At 68.3% G+C, this 24,539-nt stretch carries 23 protein-coding genes and 2 pseudogenes; 11 read left to right on the forward strand and 14 right to left on the reverse strand.

Annotated features, from left to right (window positions below):
• Positions 1-43: 43 nt before the first annotated feature.
• Both B1A87_RS18955 and purB read right to left on the reverse strand, forming a co-directional pair.
• Positions 44-709: a histidine phosphatase family protein gene (locus B1A87_RS18955; protein ID WP_078028332.1), complete on the reverse strand. Its 666-nt coding sequence runs from the start codon at positions 707-709 to the stop codon at positions 44-46.
• Positions 710-812: 103 nt separating this feature from the next.
• Positions 813-2,255, reverse strand: a complete 1,443-nt coding sequence (purB, locus tag B1A87_RS18960) for an adenylosuccinate lyase (RefSeq protein WP_078028331.1) — start codon at positions 2,253-2,255, stop codon at positions 813-815.
• A gap of 198 nt (positions 2,256-2,453) precedes the next feature.
• Here purB and B1A87_RS18965 point away from each other — a divergent pair, with 198 nt between their 5' ends.
• Positions 2,454-2,759 (forward strand): hypothetical protein, encoded by a 306-nt coding sequence (locus B1A87_RS18965; protein ID WP_078028330.1) that lies wholly within the window; start codon positions 2,454-2,456, stop codon positions 2,757-2,759.
• A complete protein-coding gene (locus tag B1A87_RS18970; protein ID WP_144275884.1) occupies positions 2,759-4,396 on the forward strand; it encodes a hypothetical protein in 1,638 nt (545 codons plus the stop codon). The genes B1A87_RS18965 and B1A87_RS18970 overlap by 1 nt, the downstream gene beginning before the upstream one ends.
• Here B1A87_RS18970 and B1A87_RS18975 read toward each other — a convergent pair.
• The gene (locus B1A87_RS18975) at positions 4,279-4,707 is read right to left on the reverse strand and encodes a phage holin family protein (RefSeq protein ID WP_078028328.1); all 429 of its coding nucleotides are present in this window, start codon (positions 4,705-4,707) and stop codon (positions 4,279-4,281) included. The two genes, B1A87_RS18970 and B1A87_RS18975, sit on opposite strands and share 118 nt — an antisense overlap.
• A 61-nt stretch (positions 4,708-4,768) precedes the next feature.
• On the opposite strand from B1A87_RS18975, the gene hisC reads away from it, so the two are divergent.
• From hisC to B1A87_RS19000, 5 genes are all read left to right on the forward strand, one after another.
• On the forward strand, positions 4,769-5,887 hold the full coding sequence (gene hisC / locus B1A87_RS18980) for a histidinol-phosphate transaminase (RefSeq protein WP_185982365.1): 1,119 nt from the start codon (positions 4,769-4,771) through the stop codon (positions 5,885-5,887).
• A 148-nt stretch (positions 5,888-6,035) separates the two neighbouring features.
• A complete protein-coding gene (gene pdhA, locus B1A87_RS18985; protein ID WP_078028326.1) occupies positions 6,036-7,268 on the forward strand; it encodes a pyruvate dehydrogenase (acetyl-transferring) E1 component subunit alpha in 1,233 nt (410 codons plus the stop codon).
• Positions 7,268-8,248, forward strand: coding sequence for an alpha-ketoacid dehydrogenase subunit beta (locus B1A87_RS18990; protein ID WP_078028325.1), 981 nt, complete (start codon positions 7,268-7,270; stop codon positions 8,246-8,248). The genes pdhA and B1A87_RS18990 overlap by 1 nt, the downstream gene beginning before the upstream one ends.
• An 83-nt stretch (positions 8,249-8,331) precedes the next feature.
• Positions 8,332-9,840 (forward strand): dihydrolipoamide acetyltransferase family protein, encoded by a 1,509-nt coding sequence (locus B1A87_RS18995; RefSeq protein ID WP_078028324.1) that lies wholly within the window; start codon positions 8,332-8,334, stop codon positions 9,838-9,840.
• Positions 9,841-9,930: 90 nt separating this feature from the next.
• Positions 9,931-10,539, forward strand: a complete 609-nt coding sequence (locus B1A87_RS19000; protein WP_078028323.1) for a phosphatase PAP2 family protein — start codon at positions 9,931-9,933, stop codon at positions 10,537-10,539.
• Between the two features lie 46 nt (positions 10,540-10,585).
• Here the strand turns inward: B1A87_RS19000 and B1A87_RS19005 are convergent, their stop codons facing one another.
• The 3 genes from B1A87_RS19005 to B1A87_RS19015 all read right to left on the reverse strand — a co-directional run bounded on the left by B1A87_RS19005 (position 10,586) and on the right by B1A87_RS19015 (position 13,026).
• Positions 10,586-10,924: a hypothetical protein gene (locus B1A87_RS19005; RefSeq protein WP_078028322.1), complete on the reverse strand. Its 339-nt coding sequence runs from the start codon at positions 10,922-10,924 to the stop codon at positions 10,586-10,588.
• A 241-nt stretch (positions 10,925-11,165) separates the two neighbouring features.
• Positions 11,166-11,597, reverse strand: coding sequence for a universal stress protein (locus tag B1A87_RS19010; RefSeq protein ID WP_078028321.1), 432 nt, complete (start codon positions 11,595-11,597; stop codon positions 11,166-11,168).
• A gap of 133 nt (positions 11,598-11,730) precedes the next feature.
• Positions 11,731-13,026: a PLP-dependent aminotransferase family protein gene (locus B1A87_RS19015; RefSeq protein ID WP_078028320.1), complete on the reverse strand. Its 1,296-nt coding sequence runs from the start codon at positions 13,024-13,026 to the stop codon at positions 11,731-11,733.
• A gap of 112 nt (positions 13,027-13,138) precedes the next feature.
• Here B1A87_RS19015 and B1A87_RS19020 point away from each other — a divergent pair, with 112 nt between their 5' ends.
• Positions 13,139-14,002, forward strand: a complete 864-nt coding sequence (locus B1A87_RS19020) for an isocitrate lyase/phosphoenolpyruvate mutase family protein (protein ID WP_078028319.1) — start codon at positions 13,139-13,141, stop codon at positions 14,000-14,002.
• Between the two features lie 95 nt (positions 14,003-14,097).
• On the opposite strand, the gene B1A87_RS24250 is transcribed toward B1A87_RS19020, so the two are convergent.
• The 3 genes from B1A87_RS24250 to B1A87_RS19030 form a co-directional block, all read right to left on the reverse strand.
• Positions 14,098-14,853 (reverse strand): GerMN domain-containing protein, encoded by a 756-nt coding sequence (locus tag B1A87_RS24250; protein WP_260680964.1) that lies wholly within the window; start codon positions 14,851-14,853, stop codon positions 14,098-14,100.
• Positions 14,844-14,978, reverse strand: a complete 135-nt coding sequence (locus B1A87_RS24255) for a hypothetical protein (protein WP_260680965.1) — start codon at positions 14,976-14,978, stop codon at positions 14,844-14,846. The genes B1A87_RS24250 and B1A87_RS24255 overlap by 10 nt, the downstream gene beginning before the upstream one ends.
• A gap of 190 nt (positions 14,979-15,168) precedes the next feature.
• The gene (locus B1A87_RS19030; protein WP_078028318.1) at positions 15,169-15,735 is read right to left on the reverse strand and encodes an NAD(P)H-dependent oxidoreductase; all 567 of its coding nucleotides are present in this window, start codon (positions 15,733-15,735) and stop codon (positions 15,169-15,171) included.
• Between the two features lie 122 nt (positions 15,736-15,857).
• On the opposite strand from B1A87_RS19030, the gene B1A87_RS19035 reads away from it, so the two are divergent.
• Together B1A87_RS19035 and B1A87_RS19040 are read left to right on the forward strand one after the other, a co-directional pair.
• Positions 15,858-16,469 (forward strand): TetR/AcrR family transcriptional regulator, encoded by a 612-nt coding sequence (locus B1A87_RS19035; protein WP_260680966.1) that lies wholly within the window; start codon positions 15,858-15,860, stop codon positions 16,467-16,469.
• A 9-nt stretch (positions 16,470-16,478) separates the two neighbouring features.
• Entirely contained in the window at positions 16,479-17,537 is a 1,059-nt protein-coding gene (locus tag B1A87_RS19040) for a Gfo/Idh/MocA family oxidoreductase (protein WP_078028316.1), read from the forward strand.
• 110 nt (positions 17,538-17,647) lie between these two features.
• Here the strand turns inward: B1A87_RS19040 and ald are convergent.
• A pseudogene (ald, locus tag B1A87_RS19045) lies at positions 17,648-18,787 on the reverse strand (alanine dehydrogenase).
• Positions 18,788-18,923: 136 nt separating this feature from the next.
• Between ald and B1A87_RS19050 the strand changes: the two are divergent.
• Positions 18,924-20,241 (forward strand): annotated as a pseudogene (locus B1A87_RS19050) (PucR family transcriptional regulator).
• On the opposite strand, the gene B1A87_RS19055 reads toward B1A87_RS19050, so the two are convergent.
• The 4 genes from B1A87_RS19055 to ptsP form a co-directional block, all read right to left on the reverse strand.
• On the reverse strand, positions 20,238-21,611 hold the full coding sequence (locus tag B1A87_RS19055) for an FAD-binding protein (RefSeq protein ID WP_078028313.1): 1,374 nt from the start codon (positions 21,609-21,611) through the stop codon (positions 20,238-20,240). The pseudogene B1A87_RS19050 and the gene B1A87_RS19055 sit on opposite strands and share 4 nt — an antisense overlap.
• Before the next feature lie 89 nt (positions 21,612-21,700).
• Entirely contained in the window at positions 21,701-21,973 is a 273-nt protein-coding gene (locus tag B1A87_RS19060; protein ID WP_139362819.1) for a hypothetical protein, read from the reverse strand.
• Between the two features lie 138 nt (positions 21,974-22,111).
• Complete coding sequence (locus B1A87_RS19065; protein WP_078028312.1) at positions 22,112-22,531, reverse strand: helix-turn-helix domain-containing protein; 420 nt, start codon at positions 22,529-22,531, stop codon at positions 22,112-22,114.
• A gap of 181 nt (positions 22,532-22,712) precedes the next feature.
• Positions 22,713-24,398, reverse strand: a complete 1,686-nt coding sequence (gene ptsP, locus B1A87_RS19070; protein ID WP_078028311.1) for a phosphoenolpyruvate--protein phosphotransferase — start codon at positions 24,396-24,398, stop codon at positions 22,713-22,715.
• Positions 24,399-24,539: the final 141 nt, after the last annotated feature.

Below are 24,539 nucleotides of genomic sequence, written 5' to 3' on the forward strand. Positions count from 1 at the left end.
TTCATCATGGCCGCCCCCTCGGGGGACGTCCAGTGCCGTGCAGCTAGCCGGCGGACCGGCCCATCGGATCCTCCGCCGTGGGGTCGGCCAGGGCCAGGCCGCCCACCGGGCTGGCGTCCCAGTGGATCAGCTGCCAGCCGGCGTCGGGATCGCCCTCCAGCGCCACGATGCCGGTGTTGGCCAAAATGTGCTCGGCGGCAAACTCCATGTCGATGTTCCCTGCCCGGCGGGCTGCCCAGACGCGGATGGCGGCGCCGTGGCTGACGACGGCGACTGCGCCCGCGTCCGGGGACCCGGCTGCCACCTTGGCGATGGCGGCGTCGTAGCGCTCAAAGAACTCGTTTCCGTCGGGGCCGGCGGGCATCCGCCGGTCGAGGTCCCCGTCGGCCCAGGCAAAGACTGTCGTCATGTACCGGCGGTGCGACTCGTGGTCGGTGAGCTTTTCGAGGGCACCTGCCTCGATTTCGTGGATCCCGTCCAGCACCGTGACGTCCAGCCCGAGTGCACGGCCCAGGGGCCTGGCGGTGACCTGGGTCCGGAGCAGGGTGGAGGCATACAGTGCGCTGATCGGCTCGTTCACGAGCGCCCTCGGCAGGGCCTCGGCCTGGCGTTCGCCCAGCTCGGTCAGGCCGGGGCCGGGGTGGGCCGTGTCCAGCTGACCCAGCACGTTTCCGGGAGTCTCTCCGTGGCGGATGAGTAGGAGCCTCATGGTTCGCAGTCCTTTTCGTCGTCGGAAGGTGAGCGGGACTTCGCGGAAAGTGCCCGGAAACGGAAGCGGTGCCGGGCAGCGAAGCCCGGCACCGCCGTCGTGCTTATTTCAGGTGGTCCACCAGCTGGTCGGCGATGCCCGTGTACTTCCCGGGCGTCAGGGCCAGCAGCCGGGCTTCCGCCTCCGGCGAGAGCCCCAGCCCCTGGACGAACTCCTGCATGCGGGCGCCGTCCACGCGCCGGCCGCGCGTGAGGTCCTTGAGCCGCTCGTAGGGGTTCTCCATGCCTTCGACGCCGGCAATCGCCTCGGCGCGCATGACCATCTGGATCGCTTCGCCCAGGACTTCCCAGTTGGTGTCGAGGTCGCCGGCGAGGACGTCCTCGGCGACGTCAAGGCGGTCCAGGCCCTTGGCCACGTTGGAGATCGCGAGCAGCGAGTGGCCGAACGCCACGCCGATGTTGCGCTGGCTGGAGGAGTCCGTGAGGTCGCGCTGCCACCGGGAGGTGACCAGCGTGGAGCCCAGCACGTCCAGGAGCCCGGAGGAGATTTCCAGGTTGGCCTCGGCGTTTTCGAAGCGGATCGGGTTGACCTTGTGCGGCATCGTGGAGGAACCGGTGGCGCCGGCCACGGGGATCTGCGCGAAGTAGCCGATCGAGATGTAGCTCCAGATGTCCGTGCAGACGTTGTGCAGGATGCGGTTGAAGCGGGCCACGTCGGCGTACAGCTCGGCCTGCCAGTCGTGGCTTTCGATCTGCGTGGTCAGTGGGTTCCAGGTCAGGCCCAGGCCCTCGACGAACGACTTCGAGACCTGCTGCCAGTCGGCGCCCGGGACGGAGGCCACATGGGCGGCGTAGGTGCCGGTGGCGCCGTTGATTTTGCCGAGGTATTCGGTCTTGGCAATGCGGTCCAGCTGCCGTGTGAGGCGGTGGGCGATGACGGCGAGTTCCTTGCCCAGTGTGGTGGGCGTGGCGGGCTGGCCGTGCGTGCGGGAGAGCATGGGCACGGAGCGGTTGTCCTCGGCCATTTTGCCGATCTGGGCCACGAGCGCCCTGGCCGCGGGCAGCCACACGTCCTCCACAGCACCCTTGACACCCAGGGCGTAGGAAAGGTTGTTGATGTCTTCCGAGGTGCAGCCAAAGTGCACCATGGCGGTCAGGCGTTCAATGCCGATCGCCGGCAGCCGGCGGCCGATGTAATACTCCACGGCCTTCACGTCGTGGACTGTCACGGCCTCGATTTCGGCGAGCTCCGAGACGGATGCGGCGTCGAATTCGGTGACGATCGTGCGGAGCTGATCCTGCTGCTCCGGGGTGAGCGGGCCGGCGCCGGGGAGAACGTTGTTGCTGGTCAGGTGGATGAGCCACTCCACTTCGACGGCGACGCGGTCCCGGTTGAGGGCGGCCTCGGACAGGTAGTCCACGAGGGGCGCGACGGCTGGCTGGTAGCGGCCGTCCAGCGGGCCGAGCGCAATCTTTTCCGGCGACGCGGCGAGGGCCAGGCGTCCGGAGGGCGTACGGGTATCAGCTGTGGCGGCAGTTTCAGGCATGCCCTGATTCTTTCATGAACTCCTGCGACCGCTGAAGCGCGCGGTGGGTTGTGACTTCTCCCCAACAGCCTGTGCCGGAAGCACCTGTCCACATAGCCGACGGCGGCCGTTCCGGAGCGCGGCCGGGATCCGTAGCGTCGTGGGCGGGAGGGAAAAGCGGGGGATGCCGGATGCGGCAGAAAGAAGAGGAGTAACGGGATGAATGCCAGCGTCACCGCGGCTGACGCCGCGGCGTGTTCGTCACGCAGGTTTGAAGTCCATTTGTTGGCGGAGCGGGTGGAGGCGTGCGCGGCACGGATTGAGGATGTGCTTTCACGGCTCTCGCGGTTGCAGCTCGCGGACTGGCAGTCGCCGGCGGGCAGGGCATTCCGGGTCAGCGCGGGGCTGCAGGCCGCAGCCCTGCGCCGGGCCGGGGAGCAGATGGACTCGGCCGCCGGGTCCGTGCGACGGCACGCCAACAATGTGCCTCTGTCCCCGCCATGGACCGCGGCTGGCGGTTTCTGATGACCGAACTAACGCCCTCCGGCAGCGGGGGCCCGCTGCGGCCGGTCGAGCCGGCCGCGGACGCATTCCTTTCGGTGCGCGGCGGTGTCGGCGGAATCGCGTTCCAGCTGGAGGAGCTCGCGGCGGGAGCCATCGGGCTGGACGGCCTCGTCCGGGACCTGGCTTCAGTCGAGCTTGATGCCCACAGGGTCTGGACGGAACTGGGCCCGTACCAGAACGATCCGCCGTCCAGCGGGACGGAAGCAGTCACGTCCGTCTGGGAAGGGCGGCGTGCGGTCGCGGCCGTGCGTGAGGAACTGCAGGACATCGCAAGCCACGTTCAGGCATGCCAGCGGGACTATGAAGCTGCCGAACAGCGAAGCCTGGCCGGGCTCCGCTCCGGCACCGACGGCCTCAGGCTCCTGCCGGCCCAGCTCATGGATCTGCATCTCGGCGGACTTGGCGACCCTCTCCGCGCGGACTTCAGCAGGCTGCTGAACCGGGACAGCATGGAGGAGGTGACGGGCAACTACCCGCTCATCCTTGGCCTGCTGGGGCTGAATGCCCCCGCCGTCATGGGGGCCGTCACCATGGCGGCGGCCACCGGGATGAGGGGCTCAGGCGTCCCCGATGTCATCCGGATGCTTGCCGGCGGTGTGATGCCGCAACTCACGCCCCGCCCAGTCACCGCAACGGCATCGCCCAGTGCGGAGATCACCCTCGATGCCTCCCCGGCCGGCCTTTTGGCCAGGGCTGAGGCCGTGGCCGACGACGGCCGCGGCAAGATCGAGGTCATCAGGACGGAACACGGCGGCCGGGAGGCTTTCATCGTCATCGTTCCGGGCACGCAGCCTGGTGACGCAGGCGGCCCGAACCCCTTCGATGAATACGGCATCGCCGAAGGCCTGGGATACGGCTCCGCATCCACGGGTGCGGCGATCCGGGAGGCGCTGCGGCAGGCCGGTGCGGAGGCCGGAGCCCAGGTGGTGGCGGTTGGCTACAGCCAGGGCGGAATCCACGCCATGAACCTGAGCCGGGACAAGGCTTTCCTCACGGAATACGACCTCAAGTATGTGCTGACGGCAGGATCACCGGTGGGCGGCATCAATCCCGGGGCCGGGATCAGCAGCCTGCATCTGGAGCATCGTCAGGACTGGGTTCCGGGAGCGGACGGGGTCCCCAGCCCGGACACCCGCGACCGCGTCACAGTCACACTCCAAAACCGTGTGCTGACGCCAGTGGGGCAGGACCCAGGTCTGGGACCCGGCCACAGGCTGGCCAACTATGAAGCCGGGGCCCGGGCCGTCTCGGCGAGCGGCGACCCGTCCCTCGTCGCGTCCACGGCCGCGCTTGCCGGCGTGGTGGGCGCCGGGGAGCGGCCACGGCCACGCGTTTTCAGCTGGTTCGCGCACCGAAGGCGCAGGAACCCGGGCGGCGGTCCGAGGACCAGCGACCGGCCAGGCCAGCGGACATCAGGCCGGCCGGCGGCCGATGAACGGCGCCATGCCGGTCTTCCCCTTACCTGTCTTGGCGGCGGCTCTTACCGGCGGCGGGCGCCCGGAATCCTGTCCGCCACGAGGGAAATGATGGTGATGATGATGGCAGCCAGCACGGCCGTCCAGAAGAAGGAGTCGATGGTGAAATGCACCGGCGTGTAGCTGCTGATCCAGGAGGTCAGGTAGAGCATGGCCGCGTTGATCACGATGGTGAACAGGCCCAGGGTGAGGATGGTGATAGGGAGGGACAGGAAACTGACCACAGGCCGCACGAAGGCGTTCACCACGCCGAAAATAAGGCCGATGAACAGGTAGGCCAGGACGACGCCGACGGCATCGGTTCCCTGGCTGACACCCGACTTCGCCACTGCCTCGGTGGTGGCCGACGTCGAGATGTCCAGCCCGGGCAGAATCCAGCTGGCAACCCACAGCGCCAGGCCGTTGATGATGACGCGCACGATGAAAGACCGCATGCGCCCATGCTGTCATATCGCGGGGCGGCATGGCCGGATGCCGCGAAGTAGGCTTGTTGGCATGACTTCATCAGAGACCACGGCGGGAAGCATCAGGCCGAGACCGGTTGTGGACCGGCTGCCCCGCTACGCCGCAGGGAAGCCGCCCGTCGCCGTCGACGGCCTGGCAAGCTACAAACTGTCGTCCAACGAAAACCCGCTGCCGCCGATTCCCGCCGTCGTCGAGGCCATCGCGGCCCAGACTGACTTCAACCGTTACCCGGATCCGCTGAGCACCAAGCTGCGGACGGCGATCGCGAAATTCCTGGACGTGCCCGCCGAGGACATCGTCACCGGCGCAGGCAGCCTGGGCGCCCTGAACCAGCTGCTGGCCACCTTTGCCGGCCAGAACGACGACGGCAAGGCCGACGAAGTGATCTACGCCTGGCGGTCCTTCGAGGCCTATCCCATCTGTGTCGGGCTGGCCGGAGCCGAGAGCGTCCGGATCCCCCTGACGCCGGACGGACGCCACGATCTCGACGCCATGGCAGCCGCCGTGACCGTGCGCACCAAGGTGATCCTGCTGTGCACACCGAACAACCCCACCGGCCCGATCCTCACTGCCGAGGAAACGGAGCGGTTCATCAACGCGGTGCCGTCGGATGTGGTGGTGGTCATCGACGAGGCCTACCAGGAGTTCGTTCGCGCGGAAGACGCCGTGGACGGCGTCCGGATGTACCGGAAATACCCGAACGTGGTGGTGCTCCGGACCTTCTCCAAGGCACACGGCCTGGCCGGCCTTCGCGTGGGCTACAGCATTTCCCAGCCGGAACTCACGCAGCACCTGCGCGTGGCGGCCACACCCTTCGCGGTGTCGCAGATCGCCGAGCAGGCCGCCGTGGTGTCCCTGGAGAATTATGACCAGGTTGTAGAAAGGGTACAAAGCCTGGTGGATGAGCGGGACCGCGTGACGGCCGGTCTCCGGGAACTGGGCTGGTTCGTTCCGGAGGCGGAAGGGAACTTCGTGTGGCTGAATCTGGGCGAGAACAGCGCCGAGTTCGCCCAGCTGGCAGGCGAACGCGCCCTGTCCGTGCGTGCCTTCGGCAATGAGGGCGTCCGGGTCAGCATTGGCGAACCGGAGGCCAACACCCGCTTCCTCGAGCTCTGTGCGATCTATACAAAACCCCCGCGGCGTTCCTAGCGGTTAACAAACGCGCCCCGGTGGTTACGCCGGATAAAGTAAGGAACAGTAAGCCAGAAATATATGCCCCATGCGGAATGCATTCCGTATGAAGCATATATCCCAGCGACATTGCAACGCATCCGGATGCGGCAAGCAAGGAGACGGTATGGGCGCCACACATCTGCCCTCCACCGAGTTCGACGGAACGGGGCTGGACGACCAGCTCGAGGCGGAGGCCGAGGCTGCCCTTGGCGAGCCGGCGGCCGAGATGGTCCAGTTACTGGGACCCGACGGCACGCTCGGCACGGACTCCGTGTTTTCCAAGTACGCCGAGCGGCTGGATGCGGAGAAGCTTCGCGGCTTCTATGCCGACATGGCTGCGATCCGGCGCTTTGACCAGGAGGCCACGGCGCTCCAGCGCCAGGGCCAGCTGGCGCTCTGGGTTCCGCTGACCGGTCAGGAAGCCGCGCAGATCGGCTCCGGCCGGGCCAGCCAGCCGCAGGATTATATCTTCCCGACGTACCGCGAGCACGGCGTGGCCCTGACCCGGAACGTGGACCTGGCCGAACTCCTGCGGCAGTTCCGCGGCATCTCCAACGGCGGCTGGAACCCCAAGGACACCAACTTCCACCTGTACACGCTGGTACTGGCTGCCCAGACGCCCCATGCCGTCGGTTACGCCATGGGGATCCAGCGCGACCAGCGGCTCGCCGAAGCCAACGGCCTGGCGGAGTCCGGAACGGCGGAACCGAAGGCCGCCGTCATGGTCTACTTCGGCGACGGCGCCAGCTCCGAGGGCGACGTCCACGAGTCCATGGTGTTCGCGTCCTCCTACAACGCGCCCGTGGTCTTCTTCTGCCAGAACAACCACTGGGCCATTTCCGTACCGACTGCCGTGCAGACCCGCATTCCGCTGTCCAACCGTGCCAAGGGCTACGGCTTCCCCGGCATCAGGGTGGACGGCAACGACGTCATCGCCGTGCATGCCGTCACCGAGTGGGCTCTCGAGCACGCGCGGCAGGGCAACGGCCCGGTGCTGATCGAGGCCTTCACCTACCGGGTCGGAGCGCACACCACGGCGGACGATCCCACGAAGTACCGCGAGTCCTCGGAAGAGGCGCTCTGGCGGGCCAAGGATCCGCTGGACCGGCTGGAGAAGTACCTCCGCTCCGAGGGCATGGCCGACGACGCCTTCTTCGAACAGGTGGCCGCGGACGGCAACGAACTCGCCGCGTACATCCGCAAATCCACTTATGAATCGGACACCCCGGACATCCGGACGGCGTTCGCCAACACCTACGTGGAGGCTCATCCGCTCGTGGCCGAGGAGCTGGCCTGGTTCGAGGAATACAGCGCGGGATTCGTCGGCGAGGACACCGCAGAAGGGGCAGGCAACTGATGACCACCATGACCATCGCCAAGGCCATCAACGAGGGCCTGCGCGCCACCCTCAGCAACAACCCGAAGTCCCTGCTGATGGGCGAGGACATCGGGCCGCTCGGCGGTGTCTACCGTGTCACCGACGGCCTGATCGCCGAATTCGGCGCGGACCGCGTGGTGGACACCCCGCTCGCCGAATCCGGGATCGTCGGCACAGCCATCGGCCTGGCCCTGCGCGGCTACCTGCCCATCTGTGAAATCCAGTTCGACGGTTTTGTCTTCCCGGGTTTCAACCAGATCACCACGCAGCTGGCCAAGATGCATTCCCGCAGCAGCGGCAACCTGACCGTTCCCGTGGTCATCCGCATCCCGTACGGCGGAGGCATCGGCTCGATCGAGCACCACTCCGAATCGCCGGAGGCCCTCTTCGCCCACACCGCCGGGCTCCGCATCATCACCCCGTCCAACCCCCACGACGCCTACTGGATGATCCAGCAGGCTGTCGACTGCCAGGACCCGGTCATCGTGTTCGAACCCAAGCGCCGTTACTGGCTCAAGGGAGAGGTGGACACCGAGGCTGCCGGCCTGGCCGAGAATCCTTTCAAGGCCCACGTCGTGCGCGAGGGAACCGACGCAACCGTGGTGGTCTACGGCCCGTTGGTACCCGTGGCGCTCGCCGCCGCCAACGCAGCCGCGGAAGACGGCCGCAGCGTCGAAGTCATCGATCTCCGTTCCATCTCGCCGATCGACTTCGACACGATCGAAGCTTCGGTCAAGAAGACCGGCCGCCTGATCGTGGCCCACGAGGCGCCCACCTTCGGCGGCATCGGCGGCGAAATCGCGGCCCGGATCAGCGAACGGGCCTTCCATTCGCTGGAGGCCCCGGTCATCCGCGTGGGCGGTTTCCACATGCCGTACCCCGTGGCCAAGGTCGAAGAGGACTACCTGCCGGACATCGACCGCATCCTTGAGGCGCTGGACCGTACCTTCGCGTACTGACGCCTCAGCCTTACTGTCGCCTTCGCCTACCGACGACGCCGTGCACTGACCGGATCGCCTGAGCTTTCGAACCCGAGGACCCCATGACGCTTAACAAGTTCAACCTCCCCGACGTTGGCGAGGGCCTGACCGAGGCCGAGATCGTCTCCTGGAAGGTCAAGCCGGGCGACACCGTGGCCATCAACGATGTCCTCTGCGAAATCGAGACCGCGAAGTCCCTCGTGGAGCTGCCGTCGCCGTTCGCCGGCACCGTCACGGAGCTGCTGGTCCCCGAAGGTGTGACGGTCGACGTAGGGACTGCCATCATCAGCGTGTCCGACGCCGTCTCGGGCGACCCCACGCCTGCCGATGTGCCGGCGCCGGCGCCGGCGGCACTGATGTACGGGAACCTTGCGGCAGATGACCAGCCGGCGTCCGACGGCGGAGCAGCCGACGGCGGCCTGGCCGGCGGTCCGCTGGTGGGTTCCGGCCCCAAGGCCGACGCCGTCAAGCGCCGCCCGCGCAAGACGCGGACTGAGATTCCGGCGGACCCAATCCACGGTGCTCCGGAAATCGAGCCTGTGCAGCCCCGGTCTTCGCGGGACGTTCTCGAGGCCCCGGTTCCGACAGGCTCAACCACCGGCGCGGTTCCGGCGGATTCGGCCGGCAGCGCTGAAAAGCCCACGCTCGGCGGCACCATCACCGGACTCGTGAACAAGGTCCTGGCCAAACCCCCGGTGCGCAAGATCGCCAGGGACCTGGGAATTGACCTGGCAGACGTCGTCCCCACCGGCGCCCGGGGCGAGGTGACCCGGGAGGACCTGGTCAGCTATCAGGCGCAGCGGGACGCGGAGCTGGACAAGGCGGATACATTCTGGGGCAAGTCGGGCCGCCCGCAGGACCAGCGGATCGAACGGATCCCGGTCAAGGGCGTCCGCAAGGCCACCGCGAAGGCCATGGTGGAATCGGCGTTTTCCGCGCCGCACGTCAGCATCTTCGTGGACGTGGACGCCAGCCGCACCATGGAGTTCGTCAAGCGACTCAAGGCCTCCCGCGACTTTGAGGGCATCAAGGTTTCCCCGCTGCTGATCCTCGCCAAGGCCGTCATCTGGGCCGCGGCGCGCAACCCCAGCGTGAACGCCACGTGGGTGGACAACCCGGACGGCAGCGACGGCGCCGAGATCCACGTCAAGCACTTCATGAACCTGGGCATTGCCGCGGCGACGCCGCGGGGCCTGATGGTCCCGAACATCAAGAACGCCCAGGACCTTTCGCTCAAGGAGCTGGCGCTGGCGCTGAACGACCTCGCCACCACGGCCCGTGCCGGCAAGACCCAGCCGTCCCAGATGCAGGGCGGCACCCTGACCGTCACCAACATCGGGGCCCTCGGCATCGATACCGGCACGCCCATCATCAATCCCGGCGAGGTGGCCATCGTGGCCTTCGGCACCATCAAGCAGAAGCCGTGGGTCCTGGACGGGGAGGTCATCCCTCGCTGGATCACCACGCTGGGAGGCTCCTTCGACCACCGTGTCGTGGACGGCGACCTCTCCGCCCGTTTCATGGCCGACGTCGCCTCCATCCTTGAGGAGCCGGCGCTGCTGCTTGACTGATTCAGTCAGTGCGACGCCAGTGCAAGGGCCGGAGCCCAGGCAAGCGTCACGGGAGCGGAAGGCGGGACTGTGGGCAGGACGGCACCCTTCATGAGCATTCGTGCCAGGAACCTCGCGGCCAGGGCCATCACCGAGGTCTTTCAGCCAACCGTCACCATGGCCCTGGTGCTGCTGTTCAGCCCTGCCGTCGAACCGGGGTTCCCGGGCACGGCCTGGTTCGGCGCCCTGGCAGTGCTGTTTGTGTGCCTGCTGCCGCTGGCCGCCGTCGAGCTGCTGGTCCGGCTGGGGAAGGTGACGGACCACCACGTCAGCGACCGCAGGCAGCGCGCCCCCGTGCTGGCCATGGCAGTGGTGTCGCTGCTGGCCGGATTATGCCTGCTCCTCGCCATCAACGCTCCGGGCAGCGTGATTGCCATGGTGCTCGCGATCGTGGGCGGAGTGGTGGTGCTTGCCGTCATCAGCCTCTTCTGGAAAATCAGCGGGCATGCGGGGTCCATCGCCTTCGCAACGGCTGTCGCCGTGCTGCTGCTGGGCGCCCCGTGGAGTCCGGTGCTGCTGCTGGTTCCCGCTGTCTGCTGGTCCCGCGTGGTGCTCCGCGCGCACACGGTGGCCCAGGTTGTGGCCGGCGCGGTGGTCGGCGGCGGCGTCACCACGCTGCTGTGGTGGCTGCTGCTGGAGCTGATGGTCCGCCCAGCGTGACGCACGCGGCCGGCCCCGCCCGGATTAGCCGCGGAAGCGCCGGGCCTCAGTAGGCGGCGTAAGAGGTCAGCATCTGGGCCAGGGCCGGATCGGAACTCATGCCAGCCAGGCCAAAGGCGGCGGCAATCATCGCGCCGGATACGGCGGCGACGGCGCCCGATACGGCTGCCAGGAACTTCCAGTCATCGCGCAGGACACTCTGCACGGTATCGGGCAGCCGCAGGTCCGGGGAGATGAGGTTGGGCGCGCTGTCCACGGAGCCGTCATCCAGCAGGGCGATGACACGGCCGGCCGCACGGTCGACGCGCATGGCGCTGATGTGGTTGCCGTGGCGGGCAAGAAGGATGTCGTGACCCACGAGCTGACGCCGCTGGAGTGTAAGCAAAATGTTTCCCCTGAAGTGGTAGATTCTCGGATGTCCGCTTCATCGGGGCCACTTCAAATTTTACCGTCGGGTTCGTCGCCGCCCGCCGGAAAACGGGGTGAGACTGCCCACCACGAGGGGTGACACGCGTCAAGCCAGGACGGCTCCCCCCGGACGCGGCGGACCGCAGGGGGCGCCGCGAGGCTCTGCTTACAGGCTGTGTTCAGGCCCCCCGGCTCAGGGGAGCGGCACTGCAGAACTCCTAGTCGGCGCCGTACGTGTTGGCGATGTAGACGTCGCAGGAGGCGCTGTGCGCAACGCTGTTTGCCACGCTGCCCAGCACGCGCCCCAAGCCGTGCATGCGGCGGTTTCCAACCACGATCATTCGGGCCTCGAGCCGTTCGGCCTCTCTGACGAGGGCCTCGGCGGGCTTGCCGCGCGCCGAGGAATAGGTGATGGTGAGGTCAGCGCCCGACAGATCCGTGGCGACGTTCTGGGCCACCTTTTCGGCTTCGCCCGCATCCGAGACGATCCACCTGTCACTGCCGCTGCCGTAGACCTCGGTCCGGTCGGTGTCGAACGCCGACACCACGTGCAGCCTCGCGCCGAGCGCCAAGGCAAGGTCCCTGGCTGCTTCCGCGGCCTTGCGGGCAGTACCGCTTTTGTCCACGCCTACAACAATGATTCCGCCCATGCCCCTGCTCCTCTTCGTTCGCCGGCCCTGCGTGCGCAGTGCCTCATTGCCTTCTGCGTCAGCACCTGTCCGGCCGCCGTTCTCAGGCTACCGCCCCTGCGGAGTGCGGCCCAGCCATTGGACACCGCGCGGCTCACGCCAGTGCGTCGATGGCCTCCCGCAGCACCGGCGCCAGGCGTCGCACACCTTCGGCAATGGCCTCCGGCGGGACCGCGCTGAATGCCAGGCGGAGCTTGTTGGACGGTTCGTCCGAGTGGGTGAAGGCGGCACCCGGGATGAAGACGACGCCCGCATCGATCGCTTTGTGCAGCAGCGGATAAGTGTCAACGCCCGCGGGCAGGGTCACCCACACGAAGAATCCGCCCTCGGGCCGGGTCCAGGTAAGCCCCTCCGGCATGTGCTCCTCCAGTGCGGCCAGCATGGCGTGGCAGCGTTCGGCGTACAGGCCGCGGTACGTGCGGATCTGGCCCTTCCAGTCGTAGTCCCGGAGGTAGGCCGAGACCAGCATCTGGTTCAGGGTCGGCGGGCACAGGGTGACGGCTTCGGATGCGAGGTAGTAGCGGCGCTGCAAGTGGGCCGGGACCAGCGCCCAGCCGATGCGCAGGCCGGGCGCGAAGATCTTGGAGAAGGATCCCATGTAGATGACATCATCCGGGTTGGCCGCCCGCAGCGGTTCCAGGGGCTGCCCGTCAAACCTCAGCAGGCCGTACGGGTTGTCCTCCAGGACAATGATGTTGGCGTTGCGGCAGATGTCCACGATCTGCTGCCGGCGTTCCTTCGCCAGGGTGATGCCGGACGGGTTGTTGAAGTTGGGGATGGTGTAGAGGAACTTGATGTTCTTTCCGGCGGTCTGCAGCGCGGCGATCCTGGCCTCCAGAAGCTCGGGCACCAGCCCGTCGTCGTCCATCACCACCGCCTCAACCTGCACCTGGTACGCCTCGAAGGTGTTCAGGGCGCCCACATAGGTCGGCTCCTCCACGAGGACGACGTCGCCGGGGTTGCAGAACACCTTGGTGGCCACGTCCTGGGCCGACTGCGAACCCGCGGTGATCACGACGTTTTCCGGCTTGGCATCGAGGATGCCCTCGGCGGCCATCACCTCGCAGATCTGGGTGCGGAGTTCCTCCGTGCCCTGGCCTCCGCCGTACTGGAGTGCCGTCAGGCCGTCTTCGGCGATGATCCTCGCGGCCGTCTGGGCGAGTTTTTCCAGGGGCAGGGACTGCAGGTAGGGGCTGCCTCCGGCGAGGGACACGAGGCCCGGGCGCATGGAGATGTCAAAGACGTCGCGGACAGCCGACTGCTTGATGTTTGCTGCACGCTCCGAGAAGAGTTCCTCATGGCGGTGGGCGGACGTGGCCGCGCGTTCGATTGCGTCAATGGCTTCGGCCGGCAGCACTGCTGCCGCGGCATCAAGTGTTTCGTGGGTCACACTTCCAAGGATACAGTCAGCTGTTGCCGGGAAAGCAACAGTTGTTGACAAGGAAACTCCCGAATCCCGGGGCAGTCTTTACCTCCGTCCGCCCAGGGCATGGAATGGAGCCATGACACCGCACCGTTCCGCCAGCGCCCAGTCAGCCAAGGCAGCCGCCTTCCGCCAGCTTCACTCGGCCGCGGCGGCGCCGCTGGTGCTCGTGAACGTGTGGGATGCGGCGTCGGCGAAGCTCGTGGAGGAGGCCGGGGCGACGGCGCTCGCCACCTCGAGCTCCGCCGTTTCCTGGAGCCTCGGGTTTCCGGACGGCAACCACCTGCCTGTGGACCTTGCCGTGGAAGCGGTCAGGCGGATCGCGTCGGCCACGGCCCTCCCTGTGACGGCGGACATCGAGACCGGGTACGCGGGCTCCGACCGGGCCTTTGATGACGGCCTGCTCCGGCAGACCATCACGGCGGTGCTGGAGGCCGGCGCCGTGGGCGTGAACCTCGAGGACTCCGGCGGGGATCCGCTCACCGCCGTGGCCGAACAGGCGCGCCGGATCGGCGTCGTCCGGGACGCGGCCGAAGACTTCGGCGTGGCACTTTTCATCAACGCCCGGACTGACACCTACCTGTCAGGCCGCTTTCCGGAATCGGCCTTCGAGGAAACCCTGCAGCGTGCCGCCGCCTACGTGGCAGCGGGGGCCGACGGCATCTTCGTTCCCGGCGTGACGGACCTCCACGTTTTGCACGAACTCGCGCGGACAGTCGCTGCGCCCCTGAACGCCCTCGCCGGCATCGGGGCCGCCTCCGTGGGGGAACTGCACGACGCCGGCGTGCGGCGCATCAGCATCGGCGGCAACACCGCGAAGGCGGCGTATGCAACGGTGTCCCGGGTGGCTGCCGACGTGCTCGGCGACGGCAACTGGTCCGAACTGGCCGGAGCGCGCAGCCACGCCGAGATGGATGCCCTGTTTGCCCCGCGCGACACATAACGTGACACCGCGGAACGTGACGCGGAGGAATGAAGCACCGGGAATGAGGCGAGCAGGGGGCACGCCCGAAGGCGCCGCATCCAACGCAGCCGCGCCTAACGCAGGCTGAGGACCTCGGCCAGGCTGACGCCGTTGACGTAGATCTCCGCACGGGTTGCGCCCACGGCGGTGACGGCGGTCTGGGTGAGCTGCGCTTCAATCCGCGGAATGTCGCAGACCCCGCCCGGCTGCACCGAACCGGTCAGGTTGACCACCACGGTGGTGCCGTCAAGGTACCCGGAAACGTACTGAAGAGTGGATGATGACAGGGCGTTGTAGAGGCCGGTCGCCGGCGGCGCCCCCGGGCCGGACAACAGCCGGCTCATGGCGGCGTGCAACGGTTCCCGGATGGAGGGATCGGCGTCGTGCACGGCAACCAGGCTGTCGTTGCAGCCGAAGCGCACGCCCGACGTGCCGCCGTCGTCGAGGGCGACGTAGTAGACCGCGGTTCCGGCGGCAGCCTGTCTCTTATACACATCTGCCCCGGCGCCGGGCGCCGTGTTCTTGGGCCCGGTGGCCTTGGGTGCCGCGGCGGACGCAGGGGCATCCGGCGCGCCGGCAGACGGCAGATCCTGGATGGCCGGGCCGGCGGCTGTGGCCGGCGGCCCGGAGGCCGGAGCCGGGACGTCAGCGGCGCCCGGGCCGATGCCGGCGCCCTGGCCGGACGCGGCAGCAGACCCGGAGCCGGACCCTTCGGCCGGACCCGTGGCGGCCGCAGGTGGGGCGCCCTCCTCCGGGGACTGACCGGCGGGGCCGGGCGGGGCTGCGGAGCGGGGGCGGCGGCAGGAGCCGCGGCTGTCTCTTATACACATCTAGATGTGTATAAGAGACAGGACACAGGCAGGGGCGCGCAGGAGCCCAGCCACAACGGAAACAGCAGGCAGAGGACGGCAGCCGCCGCCCTCCGTGTCCTGCTGTCCTGGCTGGTCTTCCTCATGACTGCACCGCACTCCCTGCCCCGGTACGTCCCGTACATCAACGTTAAGGCGGAGGAAGTCGCCGCGGGTGTCAGTTCGGCCGCAGCTCAGTCACGGAATGATTGCGCCCCCGGGGGGAGCCTGTCGCTTAAGTGGCAAACGCCCCCGGCAGCGGTCGTGCGGCCGGGGGCGTGCGTGGAAAAGGCTGGATCAGGCTGCTGCAGTGGCCTGCTGGGCGGATGCCAGGGAGTCGAAGATGCCCTTGATCTGTTCCACAACCTCGGCGTCGTCCTTCGGGTGGGTCTCGGCGAACCGGACCATGGAGCCGGGGACTGCCAGCTTGACGTCTTCGAGGATGCGGGCGCCGGCGATTCCGGCAGCCTTGCGGGCCTCGTCCTGGGCCCAGACGCCGCCGAACTGGCCGAAGGCCGTGCCGACGACCGCGGTGGGCTTGCCGGCCAGGGCGCCGGCGCCGAACGGGCGGGACAGCCAGTCGATGGCGTTCTTCAGCGAGGCGGGCATGGTGCCGTTGTGCTCAGGGGTGACCAGGAGCAGGGCATCCGCCGCGTTGGCTGCGGCGCGGAGGGCGGCGGCGGCTTCGGGGACCTGGCCCTCGACGTCGATGTCCTCGTTGTAGAAGGGAATGTTCCCCAGGCTCCCGTGGATCACGATTTCAAGGTCTTCCGGCGCATTCAGCTGGATGGCCTCGGCGAGCTTGCGGTTGGTGGAATCGGCGCGGAGGCTGCCGACCAGGGTGAGGACGGTGTTCTTGGACATTTGAACTCCTTGTATCAGGCCGCGGAGGGTCCGCCGGCTGGCTGGTTGTCGAGGCGCTTAATGCCTTCACCATACAAACGGACTACGGTCCGGATAATATTCCCCGGTCTAGAATGTTTCTTGTGAGCCTCATCCCAATCCGCTCCGGGACACCGTCCGGTTCCGGCCCGGAACGCAGCGATGCCGCGCGGAACCGGCAGCTGCTGCTGTGCGCGGCCCGGGAGCTGATCGAGGAGTGCGGCGCCGACGCCCTCACCATGGACAAGCTGGCCGAGCGCGCAGGCGTGGGCAAGGGGACCGTCTTCCGCCGCTTCGGCAGCCGCGCCGGGCTCATGATGACGCTGCTCAGCGACTCCGAGGCCGAGTTCCAGGGGCGTTTCATGTTCGGGCCGCCGCCGCTGGGCCCCGGGGCCCCGCCGCTGGAGCGGCTCATCGCCTTCGGTGCCGGGCGCATCGGCTACGTCCTGGAATACGGGGACCTCGCCCGCGCCGCCGACCATTCGGTCCTAAACCGCTTCGAGGTGCCAGCCGCCGTGCTGTGGCACCGGCACATCGAGCACCTGCTGCGCGAAGCCCGGCTGGACGCGGACCCCTGGCTCATGGCGATGTCGCTCAGCGCAACCCTGGATCCGGAGCGGCTCCTATATGCCGTCCGCGTGCAGGGCGTGTCCCCGGAGCGGCTGGAGGAATCATGGCGCCAGCTTGTTACGCGGGTGGTCCGGCCGGCGGAGTAGCGTTGCACCATGCGCACCGACCCCGCTTCCTCCCGTATCCGCACGGCCGTCGTGGGCTACGGCCTCTCCGGCAGCGTTTTCCACGCGCCGCTGATCGCCGCTGAGCCGGGCTTTTCGCTGGACGTCATTGCTACGTCCGACGCCGGACGCCAGGCGGCCGCCGTCGGGCGGTACCCCGGCGTGAAAACAGTGCCCGACGGCGACGCCGTCCTTGCGCTGGCGGCCGACCTTGACCTTGTGGTGCTGGGAACGCCTCCCGCCACGCACTACCCGCTGGCGAAGGCCGCCCTCGAGGCCGGGCTCGACGTCGTGGTGGACAAGCCGTTCGCCGTGACCAGCGCGCAGGGGCAGGAGCTGATCGCGCTCGCCGAAAGACTGGGCAGGGTCCTCACCGTGTTCCAGAACCGCCGCTGGGACGGTGACTTCCTGACCGTCAAGGCACTCCTGGAGGCCGGCTCGCTGGGCCAGGTGACGCGGTTCGAATCGCGGTTTGAGCGCTGGTCCCCCGAGGTGTCCAAGGCCTGGAAGGCGGAGGCCACGGCGGCCGACGGCGGCGGCGTCCTCTTCGACCTCGGCACCCACCTGCTGGACCAGGCACTGCTGCTCTTCGGGCCCGGCGCCGTGGTCCACGCCGAACTCCTGGCACGGCGCCCGGGCGAGAAGGTGGACGACGACTGCTTCCTGGTGGTGCGGCACGAGTCCGGCGTGCTGAGCCACCTGTGGATGAACATGCTCTGCGCCCAGCAGGGGCCGCGCTACCGCGTGCTCGGATCCGAGGCCGCCTACACCAAGCGCGGCGTGGACCCGCAGGAGCCCTACATTGTTGCCGGCGGAAGCCCGCTGGACGAAGAGTACGGCGTCGAGGACAAGGACTGGGCAGGCCTGCTGGGCCGCGACGGCCACCTCGACCGGCTGTCCACCGAGCGCGGCGCCTACCCGGAGTTCTACCGGATCCTCGCGGCCAAGATCTCCGAGGGCGGCACGGCCTCGGCTCTGCCCGTCCCGGTTGATCCGGCAGGCCCGGTCGAGGTCCTGAAACTGATCGAGCAGGCCCGCTCGCTCGCTTAAAACGAAACCGCTGGTCGAAAAGAAACCGCTGGTTGAGCTCATCGAAACCTTGGTTTCGACGAGCTCAACCAGCGGAACTCAACCAGCTGTGCGGTCGGTCGGTGCCAGGGTTAGGCGGAGACGAGCTCGTGCCAGTCCGCCACGAGGGGCAGGTTGTGCGCCTCGGAGACGGAGCGGTGGGCCACGTGGCCGGCGGCGATGTTCAGGCCAGAGGCGAGGGCGGGATCCTTATCGAACGCGGCCTTTACGCCCAGGTTGGCCAGGGCCACTCCGTAGCGCAGGGTGACATTGGTCAGCGCGTAGGTGGACGTGTTCGGGACGGCGCCGGGCATGTTGGCCACGCAGTAGAAGATGGTGTTGTGCACCTTGTACGTGGGTTCCTGGTGCGTGGTGGGGTGGGTGTCCTCGAAGCAGCCGCCCTGGTCCACTGCGATGTCCACGAGCACGGAGCCGGGCTTCATGCGGGCCACGAGTTCGTTGGTGACCAGCTTGGGGGCCTTGGCGCCGGGGATCAGTACGGAGCCGATGACGAGGTCCGCGTCCACCACGGACTTCTCGATCTCGTACTTGTTGGACGCGACAGTCTTCAGCCGGCCCTGGTACTGGGCGTCCAGCTCGCGCAGGCGGTTGATGTTGATGTCCAGGATGGTGACGTCGGCGCCGAGGCCGATTGCCATCGCCGCGGCGTTGGTGCCCGCGACGCCCGGCGCCGAGGACCACAACCTTGGCCGGGCGGACGCCGGGGACGCCGCCGAGCTGTCTCTTATACACATCTAGATGTGTATAAGAGACAGGGCAGGGGCCATCAGGGACGTGGCGCCGACCTGGACCGACAGGCGGCCGGCAACCTCGGACATCGGCGCCAGGAGCGGCAGGGTGCGGCCTTCCTGGACGGTTTCGTAGGCGATGGCCGTGACGCCGGAGTTGATGAGTTCACGGGTGAGCTCGGGCTCGGCGGCGAGGTGCAGGTAGGTGAAGAGGATCAGGCCCTTCCGGAAGCGGTGGTATTCGGCCTTGATGGGCTCCTTGACCTTCATCACCATGTCGGCGCGGGACCAGACCTCGTCCGGATCGGCGACGATCTCGGCGCCGGCGATGGCATATTCCTCGTCAGTGATGCCGGAGCCCAGGCCTGCGCCGCGCTCGACCAGGACCGTGTGGCCGTGCGTGCGGAACTCGTGAACGCCGGCGGCCGTGATGGCAACGCGGAATTCGTTGTTCTTGATCTCTTTGGGGACACCGATGATCATTTTGGGCTCCATATTCGATGGGCTGTTGAGGCCGAAAGTTGCGGGGGAGGTGTGATTCCAGAATAGATCCGCCTGTGAGGCAGGCGACAGGAACGGTGCGCCGGTGAGTGCCGTCGTCCGCGTGATTCCGCGGATTTTGAGCACCACGGTTCGACGTTTGTCGAGTCCCAAAGCGTCAGGTGTCGCCTGCTGTCCGTTCGCCCCGCAGGCCGTCCGGGACGTAGTCTTGCAGCATGCAGCAGCAGGACGTGGAACAGCTCGTGGAACGGGTGGCGCTGAAACTGGGCCGCGGCCTATCGCTGGAGGACCTCGACGGCCTCCTTCTGGCCTACAGCTCGAACCAGTCGCACGCGGACAGGGTCCGGGTGAACTTCCTGCTCAGCAAGCGCGTGCCCCTGGACGTCAAGGCGTGGCAGCTTTCGCACGGGATCGCCACGGCGGTGCGTCCCGTCGTCGTTCCTGCCAACCAGGACCTGGGAATGCTGGGGCGCGTCTGCGTCCCGCTGCTGGTCCGCGGATTCCGCGTCGGGTATCTCTGGGTGCAGCAGGACGCGGAGGAGCAGAGCGCTGCGGCGATCCTCACCCAACTGCCGGACGTCCGGGACGAGCTTGATCTGCTGTCCGGGCTCCTGCTGGACTCCAATACCGCGGAATCCGAGTTCCGGCGCAGCCGCGAACGCGAATTCCTGGCGGCCTGCGCCGGGGAAGCCAATGCCGTGGCGGCCGTGGCCGGCTGGAAGGAAGTGCAGGACCGCGGCCCGTGGCAGCTGGTGACCGTCCTCGACGCCGACGGCTGGTCCGCCGGACCCGATCCGATCGCCTCCACGCTCATCCACCGGTCCGCGGCGCTGCAGGCAACCATCGGCGTGGACGCCACCCTTTTCAGCGCGGGGGCCGAAACGCACGCCGTGGTCCTGTTCCGGGAGTCCACCGGGCGCGCCAGCCACGCGCAGGTCCTGGTGCATTACCAGCTGGAACTCGCCAAGCGCTCCGGGCGTCCCGTGGAGCGCATCATCCTGGGCATCAGCGAGGGCTTCACCCGCACCAAGGAACTGGCCGAGGCTTACCGCCAGTCGAAGGTGGCCGCCCAGGCGGCAGCGGTGGACCCGCAGCTCGGGGAGCTCGTGGATTGCCGGGCCGCCGGCGTGTACCAGCTCCTGGCGTCCGCCGGCGGCGGGGCCGGAGTCTGGGGCGACGCCGGCTCGGTCAATTTCCGGACCCTCGAGGACCACGACCGGAACGGGGAACTGCTGCCGGTGCTGGAGCTGCTCTACGACAACGACGGCTCGGTCCAGGACGTGGCCGAGAAACTCCACCTGCACCGCAGCAGCATTTACAACCGGCTGGGCCGCATCCGGCAGCTGCTGGGCGTGGACCCGCTGAAGGGCATGGTCCGGCTGGAGCTGCACGGCGCGCTCAAAGCCCGGCGCTGGGCCGGACGGCCGCGCATCTAGCCGAAAACCGTGCGTTCCAGGAACGCGTTCCGGAACTTGCCCTCCGGGTCCATTCCCTCCGCCAGCTTGCGGAAGTCGTCAAAACGCGGATACAGCGGCGCCAGGGCCGCGGCGCCGGCCGTGAACAGCTTGGCCCAGTGCGGGCGGGCGCCCAGCGGGGCGAGCTTCTCTTCAATGAGCGGCAGCACCCTCTCCACGGCCGCCTGGTCCGGCTTCCAGGTGAAGTGCAGCCCCACGGAAGCCTGGCCGTACGCCGGGCTGAGCCAGAGGCGGTCATGCGCCACGGTCCTGATTTCGGCCACCTGCAGCAGCGGAGTCACCGCCTCCGACAGGCCGCGCATGATGCCGATGGCCGCCACGGCATGTTCCCGCGGCACGAAGAATTCGCTCTGCAGCTCCTCGCCGCTGCTGGGGGTGAATGCCATGCGGAAGTGCGCCAGCCGCTCCGCCCAGGTGCCGGCGACGCCGAGCTGTTCGGTGCAGTTTTCCGCGGATACGCCCGGCAGGGGGTGGCGTGCTTCCGGAGCGGCGGTGCCGCCGAAGAACGTGCGGGGCGCCGGGTCCGGCCGGCCTGCCCCCTCCGTGCTGCCAAAGGTGCCGGCAACGAAGCGGTCAATGAAGCCGGCGGGGACGGCGGCGTGGGCGCCGGCGGGGGGACCGCCGTCGGGAATCCTGCTCTTGAGCCAGGCCTGCGCCACGGTGCTGCCGCTCCAGTCCGTGAACAGGCTGACGCTATATGCGCTGGAGGTGACGGCGTCGAAGTCCGCCAGGACCGTGTCCCACGGCAGCTGTTCGAAGACGTCCTGGCGCACCTCAAAGTGCGGTTCGATGTCCAGGGTCACCCGGGTGACGATGCCCAGGGCACCCAGGCCCACCACGGCGCCGTCGAATCCCGGGGAACTCCCGCGGTTCAGCGTGCGCACGGAACCGTCCGCGCAGACGAGCTCCAAGGCAGCCACCGAAGTGGCCAGGTTTCCGTTGGCGTCGCCGGAGCCGTGCGTGGCGGTGGCGATGGCGCCGGCTACGGAGATGTGCGGCAGCGAGGCGAGGTTGGCGAGGGCGAATCCCTGCCGGTCCAGTTCCGCGGCGAGCGTTCCGTAGCGGGTTCCGCCGGACACGGAGACGGTGAGTGCGGCGGCGTCGATGCTGATATCCGGTTCGAAGTCCTCGAGGGAGATGAGGATGCCCGATGAGTCGGCGATCGAGTTGAACGAGTGGCGCGACCCTACGGCCCGGACTTTGGGCGCGGCGGCCACCAGGGACCGGACTTCACCGAGGGTACGCGGGCGGTGGATGGCAGTGGCGCCGTACCGGTAGTTCCCGGCCCAGTTGAGTTCAGTGCCGCCCAGTTCCGTCGGTGCAGTACCCATGATCCCCCTTCAGGCCGGAACCGCCCCGGCGAGTGTTAACGCTAACAATACTTCAGGGCACCGCCGGGTCCTGTCAATGCCCGGCGCGGTCAGGCCGCGTTCCCCTCCTGCCGGGGAAGCTGGTCAGCGGTGCGGTCCAGGATCACGGGGTCCGACGCCTGCGGCTGCAGCTGGATCGGACCGGAGGCAGTGCCGCCGCGCCGGGAGAGCCGGCCTTCCGCCCACATGGACACGGCCACGTACGCAACGCAGCTGGAAGTGAACACGGCCGTGTCGTTCAGCCCCATGATGCTTCCGAGTACAGCAGCCACACCCATGGCGACGATGCCCGCCACGATGTGCAATCCCCTGAGTCTCACCACGAATAAAGAGTAACCCCGTGCGCGGGCCGGAATCCCTGCCTGGGCGGGATCGTTGCTTGATCCTTATCACGCCGTCATCCAGTGCCGGGGGCATGTCATTTGGCCGGCACGCAGGCACGGGCTGCGCGGCCGGCGGAGCTACGGGCCAGGGTTCTCGCCGGTGGCGTTGCCGGCCGGTTCGGCGGCGGACTGCTTCTTCTTCTGCGCCTCCAGCCACGCCATGATGGCGGCCAGCCGGATCCGGCGGTGCGTGCCCCGGTATTCCACCGGAATCTCGCCGCGGTCCGTCATGTTCCGCAGGTAGGTGTGGGAGATTCCGGCGAGTTCGGCCGCCTGGGATGTGGTGAGCATTTCCTCCACGCTGCTCACCGTTACGGCTTCGCCGCGGCTGAACCTTGCCAGGAGGTCGACGACGGCGTCCCTCGCCTGGGGCGGCAGCCGGTGGACGGTGCCGTCCACGAACACCGTGATGTCGTTGCCGCCATCCAGCGCGTGCCGGAGGTTCAGTGCGTCCTCGGCTGGGAGGGCGGGGGTCACCCTGGGAGCTATCAGTGCCATGGCAGAAGCCTAGCGGCTGCGCGGCGACGGGCCGGGGGACGGGCCGGGCGAACTCCCCGGCCGGCCGCCGGCCGGGAGCGGAGCTGACCGCACCAAAAACACCGGATTAAACACCGGAAGCGGGCACCCTGCACCGCGGCGCCCGGCTCCCGCCCGGACCTTCCCCGGCCTCCCGGAAGGGTTACAGCCCCAGCTCCTCCAGGACGGGCAGCTTTTCCCGCACCCAGGCGCGGGCCTCGGTGGCGCTCGGTGCGGAGAGGGCCAGCTTGGCCAGCTCCTGCGCCTCGGCCAGCGTGACGGTCTTGAGCACCGCGGCCACGGCGGCCAGCGAACGGGCGGTCATGGACAGGGTGGTGACGCCGAGCCCGGTCAGTACGACGGCAAGGGCCGGGTCCGCCGCGGCCTCACCGCAAACGCCCACGGGCTTGTTGTGCCCTTCGATCGCCGAGCCTTCCACCGTCAGCCCGACGAGGCGCAGGACGGCAGGCTGCCACGGCGTGTTCAGGCCGGCCAGTGGGCCAAGCTGGCGGTCGGCCGCCATGGCGTACTGGGTGAGGTCGTTGGTGCCCAGGCTCGCGAAGGCGACCTCGCGGAGGATGGTGTCGGCGGTCAGGGCGGCGGACGGGACCTCCACCATGACACCGGGCGTCTTGATGCCGGCCTCGGCACACATGGTGGCGAAGCGCGCGGCCTCCTCCGCCGTCGAAATCATGGGCGCCATCACCCACACGTCCGCTTCGGATTCCCTCTCGGCCCGGGCGATGGCTTCCAGCTGGCGCTCCAGGACGCCCGGGGTGGTGAAATCCGTGCGGTAGCCGCGGACGCCGAGGGCCGGGTTGGGCTCGGTGGAGTCGGTGAGGAAGGGGAGCGGCTTGTCGGCACCGGCGTCCAGCGTGCGAAGCACCACCTTCTTGCCGGGGAAGGCGTCAAACACGCCCTTGTAGGCGGCGGCCTGTTCGTCCACGCTGGGTTCGGTGTCGCGCTCGAGGAAGCAGAACTCGGTGCGGAAGAGTCCCACGCCCTGCGCCCCGAGCTTTGCTGCGGCTTCGGCATCCTTGGCGCCGCCCACGTTGGCAAGGAGCGGGACGAGGTGGCCGTCCGACGTCGTGCCCGTGCCGCTGAACTCGGCCAGGAGGGAGGCCGTGGCCGCCCAGGCCTCCGCAGCGGCGTGCAGGGAGTCGTCCGGTTCGGCGATAATGGTGCCTGCGGCGCCGTCGACGTAGACCTCGGTGCCGTCGGGCAGCTCATCCACGCCCACGGCGGCCACCACGGCCGGCAGGCCGAGCGAACGGGCAATGATGGCGGTGTGCGACTGCGGGCCGCCGCCGGCCGTCACCAGCGCGAGGACTTTGTTCGGGTCCAGGGTGGCGGTGTCGGCGGGGGCGAGGTCTTCGGCCACGAGGATGAAGGGCTTCTCGGACGAGGGAATGCCGGGAGCGGGCACGCCGCGGAGTTCGGCCACAATGCGGGCACGGACGTCCAGGATGTCGGTGGCGCGCTCTGCCATGTAGCCGCCCAGGTTGTGCAGCATTTCCGCAACCGAGGATCCGGATTCCCAGATGGCGCGCTGGCCGGACATTCCGCGGGCGATGAGCTTGCCCGCGCCCTTGATCAGCATGGTGTCCTTGGCCATCAGCGCCGTGGCTTCCAAGACCGCCTTGCCGTCGCCGGTGGCGTGGCTGGCACGCGCCTTGAGGTCATCGTGGACTGCGCCCGCCGCTGCCTTCAGCGCCGCCGTCGCATCTTCGGGGGAGGTGCCCGCCGCCAGCTGCTCGCCGGCGGGAGGTTCGCTGATGGGCTTGGGCATCTGCCGGACGGTGCCGATGATGCGGCCGGGGCTGACGCCAACTCCTGTGAAGTTCTGCACTGAAGGTCCTCATTCTCTGCCGGTAGCCAGGCCCGCCGGTCTCTGCCCGGACAGTGGTCCGGGCGGTTCGAACGGCCACGTCCGAAATTTCTGTGCGGTGCCTGAAAAAATTGTATGTGATGCAGTTCATATAGCGTTGCT

This window comes from Arthrobacter sp. KBS0703, from assembly GCF_002008315.2.
Taxonomy (GTDB): Bacteria; Actinomycetota; Actinomycetes; order Actinomycetales; family Micrococcaceae; genus Arthrobacter.